Origin of the sequence: Edaphovirga cremea, assembly GCF_003332275.1 — a bacterium.
Taxonomy (GTDB): domain Bacteria; phylum Pseudomonadota; class Gammaproteobacteria; order Enterobacterales; family Enterobacteriaceae; genus Edaphovirga; species Edaphovirga cremea.
The window spans coordinates 120,125-141,008 of sequence record NZ_QOVA01000009.1 but is presented as its reverse complement, the minus strand read 5'-3'; the positions used below and the strand labels follow the sequence as shown (position 1 = coordinate 141,008).

Genomic DNA, 20,884 nt, shown 5'->3' with positions numbered 1-20,884 from the left:
AACATCCTTTGCGTAACCCCTACGAAGGTCAACACATCTCTTTAATGAGGATCAAATAATATGACCACGAGCGCAAAATTGGACATTTACACCCTGATCGACACCCAAAACGGGCGTGTAACGCCCCGAATCTATACCGATCCAGATATTTATCAGTTGGAACTGGAGCGGATCTTTGGTCGTTGCTGGTTGTTTCTGGCACATGAAAGCCAGATCCCAAAACCCGGCGATTTCTTCAACACCTACATGGGCGAGGACGCCGTGGTGGTCATTCGCCAGAAAGATGGCTCCATCAAAGCGTTTCTCAATCAGTGTCGGCACCGCGCGATGCGTGTGAGCTATGCCGACAGCGGCAATACCCGGGCTTTTACCTGCCCCTATCACGGTTGGTCGTACGGCATCAATGGTGAGCTAATTGATGTACCGCTGGAGCCCCGAGCCTATCCGCAAGGGCTGTGTAAGTCCCACTGGGGGCTGAATGAAGTCGCCCGAGTAGAAAGTTATAAAGGGCTGGTTTTTGCCAATTGGGACACCAGTGCGCCATCGCTGACTGAATATCTGGGTGATATGGCCTGGTATCTTGACGGTCTGCTGGACAGGCGTGAAGGCGGCACCGAAATTGTCGGTGGCGTACAAAAATGGGTGATTAACTGCAACTGGAAATTCCCGGCTGAGCAGTTCGCCAGCGATCAGTATCACGCCTTGTTCAGCCACGCCTCGGCGGTGCAGGTATTAGGCGGGATGTCTGACGGCAGCGATAAAAAATTGGGGGCCGATCAGACTGCGCGCCCGGTATGGGAAACGGCCAAGGACGCCGTTCAATTCGGTCAGGATGGTCACGGATGTGGCTTCTTCTTTACTGAAAAACCGGATGCCAACGTTTGGGTCGATGGTGAAGTGTCGCGTTACTACCGTGAAACCTATGCGGAAGCGGAGCAGCGACTCGGCAAAATCCGCGCCCTGCGGCTGGCCGGGCATAACAATATTTTTCCTACTCTTTCCTGGCTCAATGGCACCGCGACCCTGCGTGTCTGGCATCCGCGTGGACCGGATCAGGTCGAGGTCTGGGCATTCTGCATTGCAGACAAGGCTGCATCGGAAGAGATCAAAGCCGCGTTTGAAAACAGCGCGACCCGTGCCTTTGGTCCCGCCGGTTTCCTGGAGCAGGACGATTCAGAAAACTGGTGTGAGATCCAAAAACTCCTCAAAGGTCATCATGCCCGCAACAGTCCGCTGTGCCTGGAAATGGGGTTGCATCAGGAAAAACGCAGGGAAGATGGTATCCCGGGGATCACGAATTACATTTTTTCCGAGACGGCTGCGCGAGGCATGTATCAACGCTGGGCGGATTTGCTGAGCAGTGATACCTGGCAGGAAGTGCAGGAGAAAACCGCAGCGTATCAACAGGAGGTGATGAAATGAACAAGCCCATTTCTCTGGAACTCTACCATCACATTACCCAATTTCTCTATCACGAAGCGGCGCTGCTGGATGACTGGCAGTTCCGCGCCTGGCTGGATTTACTTGAAGACGATTTACGCTACACCATGCGTACCACCGTCAATGCGCAAACCCGGGATCGGCGTAAAAGCATTCAGCCGCCGACTACCTGGATTTTCAACGATAGCAAATCGCAGCTGGAACGCCGTGTGGCTCGTCTGGAAACCGGGATGGCCTGGGCGGAAGAGCCGCCATCGCGTACCCGCCACATTATCAGCAACTGCATGATCAGCGAAACAGACCTTCCCGATGTGCTTTCCGTCAGGGTGAATTATCTGCTCACCCGTTCGCAGAAAGAGCGGGATGAAATGATCTACGTTGGCACCCGCACTGATTTGTTGCGCCGCCGTTCCACAACCGAAGGTTGGGGGTTGTGCGGGCGTGAAATCATTCTCGATCAGGCCGTTATTACTTCCCATAACCTGAGTGTACTTTTCTGATGAGCCGAATTCACGCCTGCCTCGTTGAGGCACTGCCGGAGGGCGAAGCGCTCCGGCTCGATACCAACCCGGTTGTTGCGCTATTCCATATCGGTGGCGAATTTTATGCCATTAACGATCGTTGCAGTCACGGTAATGCCTCAATGTCTGAGGGTTATCTGGAGGATGACGCCACTGTGGAATGTCCGCTGCATGCAGCCAGTTTTTGTCTGAAAACGGGCAAAGCATTATGCCTGCCCGCGACCACGCACCTGCAAACCTATCCAGTCACAGTGGCGGATGGATCGGTGTTTATCGATTTGCCGGAGGAGAGGTAATGTCCGATCTTAACGATGATGTGGTGTTGATTACCGGCGGAGGCTCAGGGCTGGGACTGGCGTTGGTCGCGCGTTTTATTGAAGAGGGAGCCCGGGTGGCGACCCTCGAACGCTCGGCGGAAAAGGTCGCCCGCTTACAGCAGCAGTTTGGCGAGCAGATTGTTGCGGTACAGGGCGATGTTACTCTTTTTGCGGACAATCAGCGTGTCGTCGACATGACCCTGTCCCGCTTCGGGCGGTTGGACTGTTTTATTGGCAATGCCGGGATCTGGGATCATAACGCGTCTTTATTGGCGACGCCGCCCGAGCAACTTCAGTCGGGTTTTGACGAGTTATTTGGCGTTAACGTGAAGGGGTATTTATTGGGGGCGAAAGCCTGCGCTCCGGCCCTGATTGAGTCTTCTGGCAGCATTATTTTCACCCTATCCAATGCGGCCTGGTATCCGGGCGGCGGTGGCCCGCTGTATACCGCGAGTAAGCACGCAGCAGTAGGGTTGATTCGCCAACTCGCCTATGAGCTTGCCCCCAAAGTACGGGTCAATGGTGTTGGACCCTGCGGCATGGCCAGTGATTTACGCGGGCCGCAAGCCCTGGGGCAGCAGGACACCAGCATTATGCAGTCCCTGACTCCTGAGAAGATCGCGGCCATCTTGCCACTGCAGTTCTCTCCTTCCCCTGAAGATTTTACCGGCCCTTATGTGATGCTCGCTTCGCGCCGCAACAATCGCACGCTAAGTGGTGTGATGATTAATGCTGATGCAGGTCTGGCAATCCGCGGTATCCGCCATGTTGCCGGTGGTTTGTTGTTATAGGAGTCACGATGAAACAGATAGTGATTATTGGCGGTGGTCAGGCGGGAGCCATGGCTGCTGCAGCATTGCGCCAACAGCAGTTCACGGGCGATATCCTGGTCATCAGCGACGAACCGGAAATGCCTTATGAACGTCCACCGCTCTCGAAAGCCATGTTGTTGTCACCAGAGCCGGTGTTGCAGGACATTCTTCCCGCCACATTTTATGAAGAAAACAGCGTCACTTTGCGCATCAATACGCGTGTAGCCGCCATTGATGCTGTGCAGCACACCCTGGCATTAGAGACGGGTGACGTGCTGCCGTGGGACAAACTGTTGCTGGCGACGGGTGCGAATGCCCGCCGTTTGGCTCTGTTGGACGCGTTGGGCGATAAAACTCACCGGTTACGCACGGCCGCAGATGCCCGGCGACTGCGTGTGGCACTCGATGAAAACCAGCAAATCCTGATTGTGGGGGCGGGCACTATTGGTCTTGAGCTCGCCGCCAGCGCCACTCAGCGTGGTTGCAAAGTGACCGTGGTTGAACAGGCGCCGATGGTGATGGGACGCAACGCGCCACCGCCGGTGCGGGATTATCTGATGGCACTGCATCAGCAACATCAGGTGCGTTTTTGTCTCAATGCACAGATTGAACACGCTGGTATCGAGCACGGGAACGTGGTGTTGACGTTGCAGGACGGTCAGCAACTGTCGGGCGATGCCGTGATCTATGGCATTGGTATTGAAGCCAATGATCAATTGGCGACGCAAGCTGGGCTGGCAACGGCCAATGGCATTATTGTGGATGAACAGTGCTGTACTTCCGTGGCAGATATTTATGCGGCGGGTGATGTGACATTGCACCGGCAGGGGGAAACTTTTGTCCGACTGGAAACCTGGGACAATGCCAATCAGCAAGCGCAGGTTGCGGCCTGTTCCATGCTGGGTAAACCGTTACCGCCCCCCACGCCAGCCTGGTTCTGGACCGATCAGTATGACAGCAATATCCAGTTTATTGGGACTATGCAAAGCGATCGCTGGTTGGTTCGTGGTGATGTTCAGGCACACAGTGCCATTTGGCTCGCGCTACACGGCGGCAAGCTGGTGGGCGCGATAACGCTGAATCAGGGAAGGGAAATCCGTCATCTGCGTAAATTGATTCAACAAGGCGTTGAAGTGGATGAAGGGCAACTGACCGATCCGAAAGTGGCACTGAAAGACCTGATTTAACGGGGAATTATTTTGCCTTGCTTACCCGGTTTTAAAAAGGGAATCCGCGAACAAGGGGGTTGCCATTCGCGGACCTCTTCATTCGGGGCGATAGAAGGCGTTAACAATGTATACGCCTGGGTGGCTGCACCTTAAAGGGCTATACCGCGGCTGATTCCTGCCTCGATATGCTGTGCAGTCTCCTGTAACGCGGGAAGATGCCTTTCTACCGCCTGTTCAATGGACATCGCTTTGGCGATGTAAACCAGGTTCAGGCTGCCTATTACCCGGTTTTCGCTACGGATAGGGACGGCAATGGAGGCGATTTTCTCCTCCTGCTGCCAGCCCATATAGTTTTCACCATAACCATTGTGGCGGATACGTTGCAGGATCTGTCCCAGTTTGAGAGGTTCACGTGCGAGACGAAATTCAGCCCCATCGCGGGTAGCAAGCAGAGTAATAAGGGCTTCCCGCTCATGTTCGGGGCAAAAAGCCAGATATGTCAGACCGGAAGCGGTGAGCAGCAGGGGCAGGCGGCGGCCAACCATGGATCTGTGGAGTGATAACCGGCTAAAACGGTGGGTGGTTTCACGCACTACCATTGAGTCGACACTTAGGGTGCTAACGTCCGTTGGCCACACAACTTCCTGCAGGAGTTTTCCCAACAGTGGCGCGGCAACGGCTGAGACCCATTGCTCATCCCGAAAACCTTCACTCAACTCACGCACTTTGAGCGTGAGCTGGTAACTGTCATTTGAATGGCTGCGGCGCACGTAACCCTCTTCCTGGAGTGTTTCCAGCAGGCGGCGAACGGTTGTTCGATGCAAATTTGTGATGGTGCTCAATTCGGCAACGCTTGCACCACCATCTAACCGATTCAGCATATTGAGCAATGCTAGCCCGCGGGTGAGACCACGCACGGTCTTGTATTCGGTATTGGGATCGTTTTGCATGATAGTCCTTATTAAATCCTTTTAAAACAAGGTGGTGCACCCTGTGCACAGGGCGTTCGTTTTTCATTGTAGGCTAAAAATGCGCCTCATATACTCCTAAAGTAATAATAAAATATTAACAAACGAGCAACCAATGTCCTACAACAAATTCTCAGAAAACACACACGCTGCCAATTACCAGTCCCAGGTCGCCGTGGTAGGTTCTGGCCCGGTAGGTCTGATGATGGCGAACTATCTTGGTCAGATGGGGATCGATGTCCTACTGATTGAGAAACTCGATACCTTAATCGATTACCCGCGTGCCATTGGTATCGACGATGAAGCGCTTCGCACCATACAGGCGGTTGGTTTGGTCAACAACGTTCTGCCGCATACCACGCCCTGGCATGCAATGCGCTTTCTTACCCCGAAAGGACGCTGCTTTGCCGACATCCAGCCCATGACCGACGAATTTGGCTGGTCGCGGCGCAACGCCTTCATTCAGCCACAAGTTGACGCAGTTCTGTTTGCTGGCCTGAAACGCTTTCCCAACGTACGCAGCCTTTTTTCTCGCAGCCTGATGGCGTTCAGTCAGGATGCAGAGGGCGTTACGCTGCAACTTGAGGATAACGAAGGAAAACGCGAAACGGTGCAGGCTGATTGGCTGGTGGCCTGTGATGGTGGCAGCAGTATTATCCGCCGGACCCTCGGTATCTCCTTTGACGGGAAAACTGCGCCTAATCAATGGGTCGTGGTGGACATCGCCAACGATCCGCTCAGTACGCCGCATATTTACATGTGCTGCGATCCGGTGCGGCCCTATGTCTCTGCCGCCTTGCCACATGGGGTACGGCGCTTTGAATTCATGGTGATGCCGGGTGAGACTGAAAGTGAACTCAGTAAACCGGAAAAGATGCGTCAACTGTTGGCCAAGGTCCTGCCGGACCCGGACAATGTGGAGCTGATCCGCCAACGTGTTTACACCCACAACGCGCGGCTGGCTGGGCAATTCCGTTCAAACCGCGTTCTTCTGGCTGGCGATTCGGCACATATCATGCCGGTATGGCAAGGACAGGGATACAACAGCGGAATGCGTGATGCGTTTAATCTGGCCTGGAAATTGGCCATGGTGGTTAACCGTCAGGCGGATGATGCCCTGCTCGATACCTATCAACAGGAGCGCCGCGATCACGCCAAAGCGATGATCGATCTGTCCGTCACTGCCGGTCATGTGCTGGCTCCGCCGCACCGTTGGCAAGGCAAACTGCGGGATGGCCTTTCCTGGCTGTTCAATTATTTGCCGCCGGTCAAACGTTACTTCCTCGAAATGCGTTTCAAACCTATGCCGCAATACAAAACCGGTGCGCTGGTCGCGGGCAATGAGAAAAACTCCCCAGTCGGGCGCATGTTCATTCAGCCAAAAGTCACCTTCAGCAACGGTACCCAAAGGCTGTTGGATGACGCGATCGGCCCACGCTTTGCCGTCATTGCCTGGGGTTGTAACCCTCAATGGGGCTTAACTGACCAGCAGATTGCCCAGTGGCAACAGGCCGGAACGCAATTTATTCAAGTGGTGCCAGAGGTTCAGCTTCCCGCAGTACGCCAACAATCGACAGGCGTAGTGTGCGTTGGCGACACCACCGGACGCTTGAAGGACTGGTTCGCGAATCAGCGACACTCGATCGTCGTGCTTCGCCCAGATCGATTTATTGCCGGGATGGCAATTCCGCAAACCCTCGGCAAGTTGATGGATGCCCTGGCGGTAGCTGCCTCGCTCCGCTCTCACGTAGTCACAACAACAATTGAAAACAAGGTGGCCTAACATGAACGCTTATCTGCATTGCCTCTCCCATTCACCGCTGGTGGGCTACGTTGATCCCACCCCAGAGATACTGGCTGAAGTGGAGGACACCATTGCCGCAGCGCGGCAACGTATCGCAGCGTTTGATCCTGAACTGGTGATTTTATTTGCCCCGGATCATTACAACGGCTTTTTCTACGACATCATGCCGCCGTTTTGCATTGGCATGGCGGCCACCGCCATCGGTGATTTTAACAGTGCCGCGGGCGAATTGCCGGTACCTGCAGAACTGGCCGAGGCGTGTGCGCGGGCGGTGATCGAATCCGGCGTTGATACTGCCGTTTCTTACTGTATGCAAGTGGATCACGGCTTTGCGCAACCGTTGGAGTTTTTACTCGGCGGCCTGGATAAATGTCCGGTAATCCCGGTATTTATCAATGGAGTGGCGACGCCCATGCCTAATTTCAAGCGTGCACGCTTATTGGGAGAGGCGATCGGACGTTTTGCCCGTGGCCTCGACAAGCGGGTATTGATAATCGGTTCCGGCGGTTTGTCACACCAGCCACCCGTCCCGCAACTGGCCGGGGCCGAGGCCCATATGCGCGATCGGTTGCTCGGCAGTGGCCGCCAATTACCTGAAAATGAAAGACAATTACGCCAACAGCGGGTGATTTCTGCTGCGCGGGCGTTTGTGGAAGATCAAAACAGCCTGCATCCACTGAACCCGGTCTGGGATAACCAGTTTATGGATATTCTCTCAGAAGGAAGGCTGAGCGAACTGGATGGCCTGAGTAACGAAGAGTTGTCCCAATTGGCGGGTAAATCCACCCACGAGGTCAAAACCTGGATGGCAGCCTTTGCGGCGTTATCAGCGTTTGGCCCTTATCAGGCCGAAGGTCGCTATTACCGGGAACTCCCTGAGTGGATCACCGGGTTCGGCTCCCTCAGCGCCGCATCACAGAAATAATAATGATTACAGGAGAACGTCATGACATCTAAATCCATTGATCTAACTGAAGAAAATACCAGCCACTTTGTACAAATCCGTGAGGGCGAAGCCGACTTGCGGATCCATTATAACGACTGCGGCAGCGGCGCTGAAACCGTGGTGATGCTGCACGGCTCCGGTCCTGGGGCCAGCGGTTGGGCCAATTTCAGCCGTAATATTGAACCACTGGTGGCGGCAGGGTATCGCGTAATTCTGCTGGATTGCCCAGGCTGGAGCAAAAGTGACTCGATAGTCAGTAGCGGTTCCCGCTCAGATCTCAATGCCCGTATCCTCAAGGGGCTGGTCGATGCGTTGGATCTGCAACGGGTACATTTACTGGGTAACTCAATGGGCGGTCATAGCGCGGTCGCCTTTACCCTGAACTGGCCAGAGCGCGTCGGCAAACTGGTATTGATGGGCGGCGGCACCGGCGGGGCAAGCCCCTTTGTTCCAATGCCAACAGAGGGCATCAAACTGCTGCAAGGGTTATACCGCGAACCCACCCTCGAAAACCTGCGCAAAATGATGAATATCTTTGTTTACGATCCCAGCGATCTGACCGAAGCCCTGTTCAAAACCCGCCTCGACAACATTTTGGCGAATCGCGATCACCTGGAAAACTTTGTCAAAAGCCTGGCAATTAACCCGAAACAGTTCCCTGATTTCAGTCCACGTTTAGGCGAAATCAAGGCGCAGACGCTAATTGTCTGGGGACGCAATGACCGCTTTGTACCTATGGATACCGGGCTGCGTTTACTGGCTGGCATTGCCGGATCACAGTTACATATCTTCAGTAACTGTGGGCATTGGGCGCAATGGGAGCACGCCGATACCTTCAACCGTATGGTGCTGGATTTCCTTGGCCATTAATGACGGGGTGAGTGATGAGTGATTACAACCTGGAACAATTAGCCTGGGCATTGCGCCAGTCAGAGGTTGACGGTAGGGCAATTGAACCGTTGCGTGATTGCCTCGGCGTTGGCAACGGCGAGGCGGCTTACGCTATCCAGCAACTGAATGTGAAATATTGGCAGGCTACAGGCCGCCGCGTGGTGGGGCGAAAAGTCGGTCTCACCCATTCCAAGGTGCAGAAGCAATTGGGGGTGGATCAACCCGATTTTGGCACACTGTTTGCCGATATGTGTTACGGCGACAACCAGGGCATTCCATTTTCACGGGTGATGCAACCACGGATTGAGGCCGAGATTGCCTTGGTACTGAATCGTGATTTGCCCAATCCCGACACAACATTTGATGAATTGTGCAGTGCGGTTGAGTGGGTGATGCCCGCATTGGAAGTGGTGGGCAGCCGCATCAAGGATTGGTCGATCTCATTCGTTGATACTGTCGCGGATAACGCCTCCTGCGGCGCATATGTGCTTGGGGGGCCGGCACGCCGCCTTGAAGGATTGGATCTGCATAATTGTGACATGCGTTTGAAGCGTAATGGCAACATTGTCTCTACCGGGCGCGGCAGTGAGTGCCTGGGGCATCCGATTAATGCTGCGGTCTGGTTGGCGCGCAAAATGGCAAGTCTGGGAACGCCGTTGCAAGCGGGTGATGTGGTATTGACGGGGGCGCTGGGCCCGATGGTTGCGGTGAATCCCGACGACAGTTTCGTCGCGGAAATTGAAGGCATCGGCACGGTTGCAACGCATTTTTTTGAGGGGAAAGCGTCATGAGTAAGAGAAAGGTTGCGATCATCGGGTCAGGCAATATCGGTACCGATCTGATGATTAAAGTGATGCGTAGTGCAAAACACCTAGAAATGGGGGCATTGATCGGGATCGATCCGGCCTCTGATGGTCTGGCCCGCGCCTGCCGTCTGGGCGTGCCCACCAGCCATGGCGGTGTTGAGGGATTGATATCGATGCCTGAATTTGCTGATATCGATTTTGTTTTTGATGCCACGAGTGCCGGGGCGCACGTTAAAAATGCTGCCGCACTGCGGGCGGTAAAACCCGGAATCCGGCTGATCGATCTGACCCCTGCGGCGATTGGCCCGTATTGTGTGCCAGTGGTGAATCTGGAAGAAAATCTTGCTCAGGGCAATGTCAATATGGTGACCTGCGGTGGGCAGGCAACCATCCCGATGGTCGCTGCGGTATCCCGGGTGGCCAGGGTCTATTACGCCGAGATCGTTGCCTCCATCGCCAGTAAATCGGCGGGGCCTGGTACCCGTGCCAATATTGATGAGTTTACCGAAACCACCTCGAAAGCGATTGAAGTGGTGGGAGGAGCCGAAAAGGGTAAAGCGATTATTATCATGAACCCTGCTGAACCGCCGTTAATGATGCGCGATACTGTGTATGTGCTGAGTGAGGCCGTCGACCCGTCGAAGATTGAGGCCTCAATCAATGAAATGGCGGCAGCGGTGCAGGCTTATGTGCCCGGTTACCGCCTGAAGCAGAAAGTACAATTTGATGTCATCCCACCCGATGCGCCGCTCAACCTGCCGGGAATCGGGCGTTTTTCTGGCCTGAAAACGTCGATATTTCTTGAGGTTGAAGGGGCAGCCCATTATCTGCCAGCCTATGCCGGAAACCTGGATATTATGACGTCCGCCGCGCTGGCGACCGCTGAGCGCATGGCTTTATCAATGGCGAAGGTTGCAGGAGAAATAGCATGAGTGGGAAGAAAATCACTATTTCCGATGTGACATTGCGCGACGGGATGCATGCCATTCGGCACCAATATTCGCTGCAAAATGTGCAGGACATTGCCAGGGCGCTGGATGCTGCGAAGGTGGACTCCATTGAAGTGGCGCATGGTGACGGTTTGCAAGGATCCAGTTTCAATTACGGTTTTGGTGCCCATTCGGATCTGGAGTGGATTGAAGCGGCCGCTGACGTCGTGAAACATGCTCAAATAGCCACCCTGTTACTGCCGGGTATCGGTACGCTCCATGATTTGAAGAATGCCTATAACGCCGGTGCTCGCGTGGTGCGTGTTGCAACGCATTGTACCGAAGCGGATGTCTCAAAACAGCACATCGCGTATGCCCGTGAACTGGGGATGGATACCGTGGGCTTCCTGATGATGAGCCATATGACGACGCCGGAAAATCTGGCCGTTCAGGCGAAGTTGATGGAAAGTTACGGCGCCACCTGCATTTATGTCGTGGATTCAGGCGGGGCGATGAATATGGATGATATTCGCGCCCGTTTCCGTGCCTTGAAGGCCGTGCTTAAACCTGAAACGCTTACCGGCATGCACGCTCACCACAATCTCAGTCTTGGCGTGGCAAACTCGATTGCCGCCGTTGAGGAAGGATGCGATCGCGTGGACGCCAGTCTGGCCGGCATGGGGGCAGGCGCAGGTAACGCACCGCTTGAAGTCTTTATCGCGGTTGCGGATAAACTTGGCTGGAACCATGGCACGGAACTGTACGCGCTCATGGATGCGGCCGACGATCTGGTTCGTCCGTTGCAGGATCGCCCGGTACGCGTCGATCGCGAAACGCTGGCGCTGGGTTACGCCGGTGTCTATTCCAGCTTCCTTCGTCATTGCGAAGTTGCGGCGACAAAATATGGTATCAGCGCGGTAGATATTTTGGTGGAACTGGGTAAACGCCGGATGGTGGGCGGTCAGGAAGATATGATCGTGGATGTGGCATTGGATTTGTCCCGCCGATAAAAACGTGACGTGCAAGGGTGGTGCGCTACGGTGCATCACCCTTGGTTATTCCGATTTTCGCGAAGCTTTTGAGAGCTCCTCTTGACCACCCCAGAACGGGAACTACAATTTATGCATTAATTATTACGTTGAATCTCTTGGATAATGATTGCTCATGGCTGAACACTGCAATATGCCTGGTTGTACAACTGATAAGAGGTATGAGATATGAAAACTAAAATGTTATGCGCTTTAGTACTAATGGGTCTTATCAGTGCTCCTGTATATGCGATCAATGCGAAATATCGACAACAGCTAGAACATTCAGGATGTACACAAGTATCAGAAGCGCAGGGATGTGATATCCATAAGTCTAAGGAAGAAAATGCCAAGGCTGGTTTTGGATCAACAGAGGGGGCTGTGAAGCAAACTACATCGAGTTCTTATGCGGGCAATTGGATTGCTATGAGCAATGATGGTGCCACTGTTGCGAAGATCAATATTGATGCTAACAATAAAGTGATGGTTGATGGTCAAGTGGTCAAAGCAAAAAAAACAGATGGTGCACTTCAGTTTAAAAAAGGAACTGTTCTTTTTACAATCCAAGGTGATCGCCGTGTTAAAGGTGAAGATGTTTGGATGGACACTGACGCCGGTACACAAGGTAAGATTATCAGTAAATGATATATAGCAAACTATAACGTCAGCCTGGCCAGCATGGGGGCAGGCGCAGGTAACGCACCGCTTGAAGTCTTTATCGCAGTTGCGGATAAACTTGGCTGGCACCATGGCACGGAACTTTACGCGCTCATGAATGCGGCCGATGATCTGGTTCGTCCATTGCAGGATCGCCCGGTGCACGTCGATCGCAAAACGGATGTATGACGCCGGATCCGGCACATCGGCAATGTCACGGATCGCTATTAATACCTTTGGATATTTTTACCTTGGAAATCAGCCTCCTATTATCTCCGCCAATATAAAACCCCGCCCCTGATTTGAGAAAGTGACAGTAGATAGCTACGCTGATTAATATTCAGATGGAGTTATTCTCCGTGACATTAAAATCAATTGTTGTGTGGACTAATATAGCCTTTCAACTGTTATTACCGTTGACGCTATCCTTTTATCCCGCAATAGCCAATATGCTCTCATCTTCTCAGCAGACTATCCCGATTATGCAGTATGAAACAGTGCCATATACGCTGGGACCTGGTGAAACCGTCTATACAATTGCGAAAAAAAATCATCTAACGTTGGACGAACTCAAGAAAGCAAACCAGTTCCGCACATTTTCGAAAAACTTCACTCAACTGGGTGTGGGTGATGAGATTGATATTCCACGTAGCCCATCGTCACCTTTTAAAAGTGACAATAGTGATCCGCTGCAAACAACACCTCCCCCGCAATATAAAGAAAGGCTGGCACACAGTCTGATAAAAGGGGGCTCAATTCTGGCTGACAGTGATACCTCGGGGGCGGCAGCCAACATGGCACGTTCTGCCGTGGTGGGTGAGGCTAGCGACTCCGCAGAGCATTGGCTGAGCCAGTTCGGTACAGCGCGCGTGAAATTGGGGGTTAATAACGATCTTGGTTTGGATGGTAGCGCAGTCGATCTTCTGGTGCCCTTTTACGACGATCGGGAATCTCTGTTATTCAGTCAGTTAGGTATTCGCAACAACGATGGACGCAATACGGTCAACATCGGTGCGGGTGTACGCATGCTGTACGATGACTGGATGTACGGTGCCAATACTTTTTACGATCGTGATATGACCGGCAAGAATAACCGGATCGGTTTGGGTATTGAAGCCTGGACGGATTACCTGAAATTATCCGCTAACAGCTATCTGAGGTTAACTGACTGGCATCAGTCCAGGGATTTTGCTGATTATAATGAACGCCCCGCCAACGGTTATGATCTTCGTGCTGAAGCCTATTTACCCGCCTATCCGCAGTTGGGTGGAAAACTGGTGTATGAACGCTATCAGGGTGAAGAAGTGGCGTTGTTTGGTAAAGACAACCGGCAGAAGAATCCCTATGCAGTGACCGCCGGGATAAATTATACGCCTATCCCCTTGGTCACAATTGGCGTTGATAATCGCTCTGGTAAAGGCGGCAATAATGAAACCAACCTGAGTATCGAACTGAATTATCGCCTTGGCGCATCATGGCAGTCGCAGATTGATCCCTCGGCGGTCGCCGCGAGTCGCACACTGGCGGGGAGTCGTTATGATCTGGTTGAGCGTAACAACAATATTGTATTGGAGTACCAAAAAAAGCAATTGATTCAACTGTCACTGCCGGACCAGGTGACAGGAAGTGCGTTTGAAATCATCAAAGTGGATGCACAGGTAACGGCCAAATATGGGCTTAAGCGAATAGACTGGGATACCTCCACGCTGGTCGCTGCGGGGGGCGAGGTAATACAGATCTCCTCACAAAGCCTCTCGATAAAACTGCCGCCTTACACGATAAGCGGCAATGTTTATACCCTGAGTGCCGTGGCCTACGACAATGAGGGAAATGCCTCGAACCGGGCCTCAACCCAAATCATTGTTACGCCACAAGAAATTAATCCGGCTAATTCTACAATAGAGGCATCTCCCGCTGAAATACCTGCGGATGGCGTTGCCAGCAGTCTTATTAATTTACGTCTGAACGATAATAACAACCTGCCGGTTCAGGGTATGGCCGAGCAATTGACGCTGGATTTACATTTTACGCCTGACGAAATGGCCGCAGCACCTGCGATCAATCCACAGTTGGGTGTTATTACCGAGACTGCACCCGGTGTTTATACCTTTCAATTAACGGCGGGGTTAACCCAAGGGGAAGCCGTTATTGTTCCTGTCATTAATGATCTATTTCTGGCATCAGCTAAGATTGTATTAACGCAGAGTAACCATGCACTGAGTCCAGAGCATTCTCTCTTTAGCGTAACGCCTGCAACGATAATTGCTGATGGAATAGAGACCAGTACGCTCAGTTTTACGGCCTTGGATAGCAACGAACAACCTATCCATGAATTAACGCTGGGATTTGAAGTGACAGGTGTTCCGGACGCTACCGTGAGTGCGGTAACAGAAGAAAACGGTGTATATCACGCAGAACTGAGCGGGATATCGGCAGGAACCGCGACGGTAATACCGACGGTGAATGGCGTTGCCATAGAAGGGAAATCCAGCGAGGTAATACTCACCGCAGATCCCCGCACTGCGGCCATTGAGATGACGGTGATTACTGATGATGCCTTCGCCAATGGTGTCAACCACAATGAAGTCCAGGCGCAAGTGACTGACATAAACGGTAATCCTATTGCGGATATTTTGGTGGAATTCGAAGCGAATAATGATGCGACCATCACCCCCTCCGCCGTTACAGACGCCAATGGTCAGGTGGCGGTGACGCTGGCCAATATCAATGCAGGTGTCACCACGGTGACAGCCAGTGTCGAGGGTGCCAGTCAAAGTATCGATACCTCTTTTATATCAGAAATACCAGTGAAATTAATGATATATCACAACGGCGTTGAATTAACTGAACACCCGGTTGTTGATGACACCCTCGTGGCGGTTGCGATGTGTTCAATTGCGTTGTGTAACGGCGTGCCAGTGAATTATCAGTGGGAAATTGAATCTTTTGTGGGGTCGGGAGTGTTCATTGCTATACCAGGGGCAACATCAGAATCATTGACAGTAACGGCAGACTTGCAGAAACGGGCTATTAGAGTGGTTTCGCATTGAAACGAGGCATTTATCATCATTCCGATTGGCAAAGAAATGTGACTAACACATTGATTTTTGGTGCAGAAGAGGAAAGAAAACAATGAAAAACAAGATAGTCTCACGAAAAGGGCTGGGGTCTCTGGTCGCGGGAGTAATATTGAGCCTGTTGATAGCCGGGTCTGCATGGGCGGTCTTCACATCCACTCCGACTGCCACCGTCATAGGGCGCGCACCGGTAGTCACTCAAAGCACCATTGTCTCGGACGATGCCAACGGCAATGGCTTGATAGATACCGGAGATACATTAAGTCTCAGTGTTCCCGGTACATTCAGCGATGCGGACGGCGATGTGGCAATACCAGCAACCTATCAATGGCGGGCCGATGGCGTTGATATCCCAGGAGCAACAACCAACACCTATACCATCACTGCGGATGACTTGGGCAAAGTCATTACTGTGCAGGTTACGCCGCATACCGATCCTGGCATTACCGATCCTGCCGTGGGTCTGGAAGTCGCTTCCAATGCCTTGACGGTCATTGCTGGCGGCACGGTTACAGCCGTGACGGTATCCGGCGAAGTCGGAGGCTTTCCACAGGTTGATTCTGCACTCACTGCGACAGCAACGTGTGCGGGCGGTGCCTGTACTGGCCTGACTTACCAATGGCAGATTGAAACTGGGGTAGGATCGAATACCTTCACCGACATCAGCGGAGCCACAGCCAATACCTATACACCAGTGCGTACAGATCAGCGGTTGAGCATTCAGGTCGTCGTCAGTAACTAATTCAGCGAGTAACTCGTTGAATCGGCAATAAAGAGTAAACCCAGACACGCTGATAGTGTGAGCGTGTCTGGGTTAATTAACGCACTATCAGCATGATGGATATATTGGATGCTGCACCGCTATTTTATCTTTAATGATTTTTTATTCAGGATATTACTGGTTCTGGCGATCGTCATGAGCCAGACGGTGCAGGCCGTCCAACAATCAACAACGCCAGTTCACGGACGGGCGCCAACGTCAGTTCTCTCCGTCAACAATATAAATCCGCGGGTCGGGGATGTTATTACGGTGACATCCGCCTTCAATGATGCCGATGGTGACGCTGAATATGGAACAACCTATCAGTGGATGTTGGACGGCAACATGATTAGCGGGGCGACGAGTCCGAGTTACACCATGAATCTCAACGACATTACCGCAGGCAGTGAGTTGAATGTGGTCGTCACACCCCAGACCGATCCCAGCATTACGGAACCCAACGTTGGACTGCCGGTTCAGTTGCCCAGCCCAATCAATATCAAGTGGCAACGGGTTATCTCCAGTCTGGTATGGGACGAATCGCCATTGGGTGTTGTGGCCGACGGGGTGGCTGTGAATACAGTACGTGCTAACGTTGAATATCTGGATGGTACACCAGCCCCAAATGCCACGGTCAACTTTACTGCGGACAATCTGGGCGTGGTTTCAGCGAATGAGCCAAGCGGCCCCGATGGCGTGGCAACCGCTTACGTCACGAATGATATCGCCGGACCCACTCTGGTCACGGCTACAATCGATGACGATTCACAATCTATCAATACGCTCTTCACTGCGGGGCCGGCTGCGGTTATCAATGCGGAAGTGACCCAAAACAACGCAGAGGCCAATGGCGCGGATGATAACCGGGTGCTGGTCAGGGTAATGGACAATAGTGGCAATGAAATTGCGGGCGAAACCGTGAATTTCACCGCGACCAACGGTGTGAACCTGCGTTATGCCAGCGGTGAAACCGACAGCATAGGCGAAGTGGAAATATTCCTGACCAGTGAGTCGGCGGTCACGAGCGAAGTAACGGCAACGACCACCAATGGTACTTCCGCGACTGTCACTGTCGAATTTTTTGCTGAGACCCAAATGACGCATATTTTAGTCAACGGCGCTTCTTTCTCGGTTAATGATGGATTCCCTAACAATGGATTCACCGGGGCGGCATTCCAATTAGTCGTTGGGGAAGACGTTGCGGAGAATGCAGACTTTAGCTGGTCTGCCGATCAGGGCTGGGTCAGTGTAGACGCTAGCGGCAATGTAAGCTTCAATCAGGAACCCACTTCCGGCAATAATTCGGTCACCATTACGGCTGAAAATATAAACAGTGGCTCATCATTAACTTACCGATTTACTGTCAACCGCTGGTTTATAAATAACAGCTACAACATAATGGGAACCAGTGACGCCGGAGCATGGTGCAGCTCCCAGGGCGGAGGCTACACCATACCGGGCTATAGCCAGATGACCGACAGAACGCCAACTATTGAGACGGGTGCCAACCGCGATGCCAACGGCAGATTGTGGAATGAGTGGGGATCGATGGGCGCTTACTCCAACGGGTGGTTCGCGGGTAACTATTGGGTGACTGAGCTCACCAGTGCTGGTAATGCGCGGCATTATGTCTATTTGGGGAACGGTAGTTTGTTCAGTTTCCCATTGGATGGCACAACCTATGTTACGTGTTCCCGGTCGCTTTAAGGGAATACGTGCGGACGGTTGGAAGCGGGCAGTTAAAAACGGACATCGAAGCGTATTCGTCGGTGATCGAATACGCTTTCGGTCGTGAGTTTTACGTCTTCTGCAATTTTGCCAGCAGGGTTTTCCGCGTGATCCCCAACTGTTTTGCCGCCTCCGTCTTATTACCGCCGGTCTTCTCAAGGGCGGTTAAAATAGCCTGCTTTTCAATCTGCTCGAGGGGCTGGATCGCCTGATCTGCCTGATCGCCGTGCGGATTATCCTGAGCAAACTGATTGATGCACAGCGGCAGCTCTTTCTCACTGATAAAATCACCGGTGAGCAAGATAACGGCGCGTTCTACCGCATTTTCCAGCTCCCGGACGTTACCGGGCCAGTTGTATTTCAACAGCAGATTCATTGCCTGAGGTGTAAAGCCCTTGACGGCCTTGCGGTTTCTGGTGGCATATTTTTCCAGGAAATGCATAACCAGCGGCGGAATATCTTCACTTCTTTCCCTGAGCGCGGGTGTGTCGATCGTCATGACGTTTAAACGGTAATAGAGATCCTGGCGAAATTTTCCGCTTTCAACATCCGCCAGCAGATCGCGGTTGGTCGCTGCAATGAGGCGGACATCAACCGTGAGCGTGTGGTTGCTGCCTACGCGCTGGATTTCCCTCTCCTGAATGGCCCGCAGTAGCTTGGCCTGCATCAATAATGAGATTTCACCAATTTCATCCAGAAACAGGGTGCCTTTGTCGGCTTCCATAAAGCGGCCTTCCCGACGTTTATCCGCGCCGGTAAATGCCCCTTTTTCATGACCAAACAGTTCGGATTCCAGCAGTGATTCACTTAATGCTGCGCAGTTCACAATCACCATCGGCTGATCCCGGCGTGAACTGTTGGCGTGCACCGAACGGGCAATCAGCTCTTTTCCGGTCCCTGATTCCCCACAAATCAACACCGTCGCGTCGGAAGGGGCAATCATGGCAATCATATCCATCAGACGCCGCATTTGCGGGCTGCGACCAATCATGTTTTGCGGCGCCGCGGTCAACTGCTGTTTGAGCTGCTCATTCTCGGTTTTGAGATGGGTATGCTCAAGGGCGCGCGCAATGGTTAGCTGAAGCATATCGAAATCAAGGGGTTTGGTGAGATAGTCGTACGCCCCTGATTTAATGGCATCAACCGCCGATTCGACGTTTGAATAGGCGGTCATGATCAAAATGGGAATGGCCGGGTTGTAGGCTTTGATGGTTTTAAGCGCTTCGAGACCATCCATTTCAGACATGCGGACATCGGTCACGATCAGGTCAAAGGGGATCTCTTTTGCCTGTTCCACGGCTGCGCGGCCGTTATGGGCGAGACTCACATCATATCCCCAGCCTTTCATCAATGCCTGGATAATAGTGCAGTGGCTCAGATCGTCATCCACCACCAGAATGTGGGCTTTATGCGTTGTCATGGCGTGGAACCTTCCTTGGCGGTTTGTCGGACGTCAATTCGCCGCTATGGGTGAGTGGGATCATCAGGATAAATAGCGTACCTGACTGCGGGGTACTCGTGACGGATATCCGGCCCTGATGCTCTTCAATCACTTTCTGCACAATCGCCAGACCCAGACCGGTTCCTGACGCTTTGGTGGTGAAATAAGGGTCAAAAATATGCGGCAAATCGTCAGGAGGGATACCTTTGCCTGAATCCTTGATACCGATTCGTAATCCGCTTCCCTCAACAAGTTCAAGAGAAACGGCAAGAGTGCCGTCATTGCCAATGGCCTGAATCGCATTCAGATAGAGATTCAGCAAGACTTGCGTAAAACGATCGGGATCGAGCTCGATCATTGGCAGATTTTTATTGCTGTCGAACTGAATTCTGATGTGTTTACTTTCTGCATCCTGCCGGATGAGATGCAATGAATGCTCAATGATTTCATTGATATTGACCCGCTGGAAACTGAGATCGACAGGGCGAACCAGCTCAAGCAACTCGGAAATAACGCGGTTCAATCGATCCACTTCCTTGGCCATCACTTTCGCCAATTCTTGCTCTTCACTCCCTGGCGGTGAACGGCTCTCAAAATACTTGGCGAAACCTTTAATTGACGAGAGCGGATTCCTGATTTCGTGGGCGACACCGGCAGCCAAATTACCAATCGCCGCCAGTTTGTCTTTGCGCCGCACTTCTTCCTGCAACTGTCGGCTCGATTGCTGGTACCGCCTGGCCCAATACAGCGCCAACATACTCACCAGCGCCAGTAATAGCAGAATCGACAGGAAGATCAGCGTATTGCGGATATCTTTCGCCTGGGTGGCATCCAGTGTCGTGGTGTCGAAAGCGGTGAATATCGCGTTATTTTCACCGTCGGCAGAGGTTGTTATTGCAGGATTGACGACGTTATGGCGGTTCATATGCCCACGGTGCGGGTCTTGCTGTGTGGGTTTAAAGAGGCGAAAGACTTCAAACGCATTCTGACTATTACGTTGTTCATCAATGAAATGAGTAAACCGCCAGCGTTCTGTGGAAGCAACATTCAGCGATTTCATCTCTTGCGGACTATAGAGTTGCGTACCCACGCGCGTTGGATCGCTGTGGGCCAGGATTTTACCCGAAGGATCCGTTACCGCGATATAGAGCACGCCCGGTTGATAGGCCATCTCTTCCAGCAGTGTCTGGCGCAGATCGTGACGCCAGCGCATCCCCATGCCGGTTCGGGCACCCGATTCAAACGCACGGATCAAGACGGTGCTTTTTTCCAGCAGGGTCTGGGTTTCAATCTCCCGCCCGCGATTAAGATCTTTTATCGCCATGGTGACGATGATGATCACCAACACCACCACCGAACTGATAAAAAACCAGGATGGGAGCAAGGGCAATAACCCATGCTGGCCCTTAAATTCCTTCACAACGACCTCCATTTTATTTACCTGCGGGATCTTTATTTTTATCCACAGCGCCCGGCGAGTAATAATGACTCACATGATAAATCCTGCGGGTAATTATTACCCGGTCCCGCTTAACGAATTAGGGTAAATCAAGCTGCTAATTAGCGTAAATGACATGCCGGAATAATCGA

Annotated in this window: 18 protein-coding genes and 1 pseudogene; 16 read left to right on the top strand and 3 right to left on the bottom strand. The window is 52.5% G+C overall.

All coding sequences use genetic code 11. From position 1 onward, the window contains the following. Positions 1-60: 60 nt before the first annotated feature. From hcaE to hcaD, 5 genes are read left to right on the top strand one after another with little or no spacing between them, the layout of a single operon-like run. Positions 61-1,422: a 3-phenylpropionate/cinnamic acid dioxygenase subunit alpha gene (hcaE, locus tag DRI82_RS14240; protein ID WP_114194581.1), complete on the top strand. Its 1,362-nt coding sequence runs from the start codon at positions 61-63 to the stop codon at positions 1,420-1,422. Further along, complete coding sequence (gene hcaF / locus DRI82_RS14235; protein WP_114194580.1) at positions 1,419-1,940, top strand: 3-phenylpropionate/cinnamic acid dioxygenase subunit beta; 522 nt, start codon at positions 1,419-1,421, stop codon at positions 1,938-1,940. The genes hcaE and hcaF overlap by 4 nt, the downstream gene beginning before the upstream one ends. Next, positions 1,940-2,257 carry a 3-phenylpropionate/cinnamic acid dioxygenase ferredoxin subunit gene (gene hcaC, locus DRI82_RS14230; RefSeq protein ID WP_114194579.1) on the top strand — a complete coding sequence of 106 codons (318 nt, stop codon included), beginning with the start codon at positions 1,940-1,942 and terminating at the stop codon, positions 2,255-2,257. The genes hcaF and hcaC overlap by 1 nt, the downstream gene beginning before the upstream one ends. Then, entirely contained in the window at positions 2,257-3,069 is an 813-nt protein-coding gene (hcaB, locus tag DRI82_RS14225) for a 3-phenylpropionate-dihydrodiol/cinnamic acid-dihydrodiol dehydrogenase (protein WP_114194578.1), read from the top strand. Before hcaC ends, hcaB begins: the two co-directional genes overlap by 1 nt. A gap of 8 nt (positions 3,070-3,077) precedes the next feature. Further along, entirely contained in the window at positions 3,078-4,277 is a 1,200-nt protein-coding gene (hcaD, locus tag DRI82_RS14220) for a 3-phenylpropionate/cinnamic acid dioxygenase ferredoxin--NAD(+) reductase subunit (protein WP_114194577.1), read from the top strand. A 131-nt stretch (positions 4,278-4,408) separates the two neighbouring features. Here hcaD and DRI82_RS14215 read toward each other — a convergent pair whose 3' ends face one another. Then, positions 4,409-5,209, bottom strand: coding sequence for a DNA-binding transcriptional regulator (locus DRI82_RS14215; RefSeq protein ID WP_114194576.1), 801 nt, complete (start codon positions 5,207-5,209; stop codon positions 4,409-4,411). 133 nt (positions 5,210-5,342) lie between these two features. Here DRI82_RS14215 and DRI82_RS14210 point away from each other — a divergent pair, with 133 nt between their 5' ends. The 11 genes and pseudogenes from DRI82_RS14210 to DRI82_RS14160 all read left to right on the top strand — a co-directional run bounded on the left by DRI82_RS14210 (position 5,343) and on the right by DRI82_RS14160 (position 17,832). Next, the gene (locus DRI82_RS14210; protein ID WP_114194575.1) at positions 5,343-7,010 is read left to right on the top strand and encodes a bifunctional 3-(3-hydroxy-phenyl)propionate/3-hydroxycinnamic acid hydroxylase; all 1,668 of its coding nucleotides are present in this window, start codon (positions 5,343-5,345) and stop codon (positions 7,008-7,010) included. 1 nt (position 7,011) lies between these two features. Continuing rightward, positions 7,012-7,956, top strand: a complete 945-nt coding sequence (mhpB, locus tag DRI82_RS14205; protein WP_114194574.1) for a 3-carboxyethylcatechol 2,3-dioxygenase — start codon at positions 7,012-7,014, stop codon at positions 7,954-7,956. A gap of 21 nt (positions 7,957-7,977) precedes the next feature. Then, on the top strand, positions 7,978-8,847 hold the full coding sequence (locus tag DRI82_RS14200) for an alpha/beta fold hydrolase (RefSeq protein ID WP_114194573.1): 870 nt from the start codon (positions 7,978-7,980) through the stop codon (positions 8,845-8,847). Positions 8,848-8,861: 14 nt separating this feature from the next. Next, on the top strand, positions 8,862-9,659 hold the full coding sequence (mhpD, locus tag DRI82_RS14195) for a 2-keto-4-pentenoate hydratase (protein WP_114194572.1): 798 nt from the start codon (positions 8,862-8,864) through the stop codon (positions 9,657-9,659). Beyond that, on the top strand, positions 9,656-10,606 hold the full coding sequence (locus DRI82_RS14190; protein WP_114194571.1) for an acetaldehyde dehydrogenase (acetylating): 951 nt from the start codon (positions 9,656-9,658) through the stop codon (positions 10,604-10,606). Before mhpD ends, DRI82_RS14190 begins: the two co-directional genes overlap by 4 nt. Next, positions 10,603-11,613 (top strand): 4-hydroxy-2-oxovalerate aldolase, encoded by a 1,011-nt coding sequence (gene mhpE, locus DRI82_RS14185; RefSeq protein WP_114194570.1) that lies wholly within the window; start codon positions 10,603-10,605, stop codon positions 11,611-11,613. Before DRI82_RS14190 ends, mhpE begins: the two co-directional genes overlap by 4 nt. 207 nt (positions 11,614-11,820) lie before the next feature. Then, positions 11,821-12,276 carry a hypothetical protein gene (locus DRI82_RS14180; RefSeq protein WP_114194569.1) on the top strand — a complete coding sequence of 152 codons (456 nt, stop codon included), beginning with the start codon at positions 11,821-11,823 and terminating at the stop codon, positions 12,274-12,276. A gap of 15 nt (positions 12,277-12,291) precedes the next feature. Continuing rightward, positions 12,292-12,468: pseudogene (locus DRI82_RS14175) on the top strand (4-hydroxy-2-oxovalerate aldolase); the annotation flags it as partial. A 179-nt stretch (positions 12,469-12,647) separates the two neighbouring features. Further along, complete coding sequence (locus DRI82_RS14170; RefSeq protein WP_245956848.1) at positions 12,648-15,338, top strand: ZirU family protein; 2,691 nt, start codon at positions 12,648-12,650, stop codon at positions 15,336-15,338. A gap of 82 nt (positions 15,339-15,420) precedes the next feature. Next, positions 15,421-16,107 (top strand): ZirU family protein, encoded by a 687-nt coding sequence (locus tag DRI82_RS14165; protein WP_170138712.1) that lies wholly within the window; start codon positions 15,421-15,423, stop codon positions 16,105-16,107. A gap of 108 nt (positions 16,108-16,215) precedes the next feature. After that, a complete protein-coding gene (locus DRI82_RS14160) occupies positions 16,216-17,832 on the top strand; it encodes an Ig-like domain-containing protein (RefSeq protein ID WP_114194567.1) in 1,617 nt (538 codons plus the stop codon). A 91-nt stretch (positions 17,833-17,923) separates the two neighbouring features. On the opposite strand, the gene DRI82_RS14155 is transcribed toward DRI82_RS14160, so the two are convergent. Both DRI82_RS14155 and zraS read right to left on the bottom strand, forming a co-directional pair. Beyond that, a complete protein-coding gene (locus DRI82_RS14155) occupies positions 17,924-19,273 on the bottom strand; it encodes a sigma 54-interacting transcriptional regulator (protein WP_114194566.1) in 1,350 nt (449 codons plus the stop codon). After that, positions 19,260-20,726 carry a two-component system sensor histidine kinase ZraS gene (gene zraS, locus DRI82_RS14150; protein WP_425452660.1) on the bottom strand — a complete coding sequence of 489 codons (1,467 nt, stop codon included), beginning with the start codon at positions 20,724-20,726 and terminating at the stop codon, positions 19,260-19,262. Before zraS ends, DRI82_RS14155 begins: the two co-directional genes overlap by 14 nt. Between the last annotated feature and the right edge of the window lie 158 nt (positions 20,727-20,884).